The organism is Hymenobacter persicinus, from assembly GCF_004167665.1.
Taxonomy (GTDB): Bacteria; Bacteroidota; Bacteroidia; order Cytophagales; family Hymenobacteraceae; genus Hymenobacter; species Hymenobacter persicinus.
The window spans coordinates 1-2,893 of record NZ_SEWE01000118.1; the positions used below are offsets into that span (position 1 = coordinate 1).

Consider the following 2,893-nt stretch of genomic DNA (forward strand, 5'->3'; position numbering starts at 1 on the left):
TTCTTCGGTTGGGGCATACAAGCAAAAAGGGCAGCTCAGATACACTGGCTGCCCTTTTTCAAATGTAATCTACTGGCTCCGTTACACGCCCAGCAGCAGGCGCGTCGGATCTTCGAGCAGCTCCTTCACCCGGACCAGGAACGACACCGACTCGCGGCCGTCGATAATGCGGTGGTCGTAGCTGAGCGCCAGGTACATCATCGGTCGGATAACCACCTGCCCGTTTTCGGCAATCGGGCGCTGCACGATGTTGTGCATGCCCAGAATGGCCGACTGCGGGGCGTTGATAATCGGGGTGCTCATCATCGAGCCGAAGATGCCGCCGTTGGTGATGGTAAACGTGCCGCCCGTCATCTGCTCGATGGTCAGCTTGTTGTCGCGGGCCAGCGTGGCCAGGCGCACCACTTCCTTCTCGATGCCGTCGAAGCTGAGTTGCTCGGCATTGCGAATCACGGGCACTACCAAGCCTTTCGGGGCCGATACGGCGATGCTGATGTCGCAGAAGTCGTTGAACACGATGTCGGTGCCGTCAATCTGGGCATTCACCGAGGGCCATTCCTGCAGGGCCACGCACACGGCCTTGGTGAAGAAGGACATAAAGCCCAGGTTCACGCCGTTTTTCTCCTTGAACTTGTCTTTGAACTTGGTGCGCAGGTCCATGATGGGCTGCATGTTCACCTCGTTGAAGGTGGTGAGCATGGCCGTCTCATTTTTCACACTCACCAAGCGGCGGGCTACTGTCTTGCGCAGGTTGCTCATCCGCTCCCGGCGCACGTTGCGGTTACCACCGGCTACGGCTGGCGCAGCTTGTGGGGCCGCGGCCGGGGCAGCAGCGGGTGCAGCGGCCGGAGCCGGCGCGGCGGGCTTGGCCTGGGCGTTTTGGGCATCTTCCTTGGTGATGCGCCCGTCGCGGCCGGAGCCCTGCACGTCGGCAGCAGCAATGCCTTTCTCACCGAGAATCTTGCCGGCGGCCGGGGAAGGCGTACCGGTGGCGTAGCTAGTCGAAGTGGAAGCCGAACTGGCCGGAGCGGCAGCAGCTGGGGCAGCCGGAGCCGAAGCGGCGGGAGCAGCGGCCGGAGCCGGCGCGCCACTACCACCCTCAATGCGGGCTACCACGGCGCCAATGCTGATGGTTTCGCCTTCCTTGGCGCCGTGGCGCAGGGTGCCGGCGCCCTCGGCGGGCAGCTCAAACGTGGCTTTGTCGGATTCGAGCTCGGCAATGATTTCGTCGCGCTCCACCTGGGCGCCGTCGGGCTTGAGCCACTTGGCCACGGTTACTTCCGTGATGGACTCGCCCACGGTCGGGATTTTCATTTCCACCGTGGCTCCACCGCCGGCCGGAGCCGCAGCAGCTGGGCCAGCCGCAGGAGGCGTGCCGGAAGCCGCGCCGCCGGCGGGCTGACCGCCGTAGCCGGCTTGGTCGCTGGCCTGGGGGTTTTCCTCACCCTTGCTGACCGGGTCAGCCGCCGGCGCAGCTGGGGCGGCAGCGGCCGGAGCCGAAGCAGCGGGAGCTGCGGCACCAGCGCCGTCGATGTCGGCAATGACGGTTCCGATACCGATGGTTTCGCCCTCGGCCACCCGGATTTTCAGCGTTCCATCGGCTTCGGCGGGCAATTCAAACGTGGCCTTGTCGGATTCGAGCTCGGCAATAACTTCGTCGCGCTTCACGGCCTCGCCGTCTTTCTTGAGCCACTTGGCAATGGTGACTTCGGTGATGGACTCGCCGACGGCGGGGATTTTAATTTCCAGACCCATAGGGAGGGAGTTGAAGGGTTTCGGTGGTTGGTTGTCGCCCGGACTAGCTGGTCCGCGCGACCTGAACTACATCTTATTCTACTGGCTTACTCAGCGGGCAAGCTACGTGGTGGGCGCTTAATCGGTAGCCTTGGCCTTTTCCGCCGTTTCCTTGATGTTGGCGTCGGCTACGGCTTCCCGGGGCTTGTCGAAGGCGCGGGCCACGAGGTCCTTTTGCTCCTTCACATGCACCTTGTTGTAGCCAGTAGCCGGCGACGCGGACGCCTTGCGGGCTACCACATCTTCCAGCTCCCGGCGCATGAAGCGCAGCAGGTAGTTCCAGTAGCCCATGTTTTCCGGCTCTTCCTGCACCCAGTACAGCTTGGCTTTCGGGTACTTGGCCAGCTCGGCGTCGAGCTGCTTTTTCGGGAAAGGATGCAGCTGCTCGAGGCGCACAATGGCCACGTCGGTGCGGTTCGACACGCGCTGCTCCTCGAGCAGATCGAAGTAGACTTTACCCGAGCACAGCAGCACCCGCTTCACTTTTTTGGCGTCGGCGTAGGTGTCGCCGAGCACTTCGCGGAACGAGCCGGAGGTGAACTCCTCCACCGGCGACACGCACAGCGGGTGGCGCAGCATCGACTTGGGCGACATTACCACCAACGGCTTGCGGAAGCTCCAGGTCAGCTGCCGGCGCAGGGCGTGAAAGAAGTTGGCCGGCGTGGTCATGTTGGCCACGATGATGTTGTGCTCAGCCGCCAGCTGCAAGAAACGCTCGGGGCGGGCGTTGGAGTGCTCCGGACCCTGGCCTTCGTAGCCGTGGGGCAGCTGGAGAACCACGCCGTTCATGCGCTGCCACTTGCTTTCCGACGACACGATGAACTGGTCAATCATGGTCTGGGCGCCGTTGGCGAAATCACCGAACTGGGCTTCCCAAATCACCAGGGCCGTGGGGTTGGCCATGGCGTAGCCGAACTCGAAGCCCAGCACCGCGTACTCGCTCAAGAGCGAGTTGTAGATGCTCAGCTTTTCCTGACCTTCCTCGATGTAGTCGAGCGAGTTGTAGGGCGCCGAGGTTTCCGCGTCGTGCAAGACGGCGTGGCGGTGGGAGAAGGTGCCACGCTGCACGTCTTGCCCGCTGACGCGCACAATGTGCTTT

1 protein-coding gene and 1 pseudogene are annotated in these 2,893 nt (G+C 63.1%); both read right to left on the reverse strand.

Annotation, left to right across the window (positions count from 1 at the left end; genetic code table 11):
* Positions 1-81: 81 nt before the first annotated feature.
* Positions 82-1,755, reverse strand: coding sequence for a 2-oxoglutarate dehydrogenase complex dihydrolipoyllysine-residue succinyltransferase (gene odhB / locus EWM57_RS20825; RefSeq protein ID WP_129923215.1), 1,674 nt, complete (start codon positions 1,753-1,755; stop codon positions 82-84).
* A 117-nt stretch (positions 1,756-1,872) separates the two neighbouring features.
* Positions 1,873-2,893: pseudogene (locus tag EWM57_RS20830) on the reverse strand (2-oxoglutarate dehydrogenase E1 component); the annotation flags it as partial.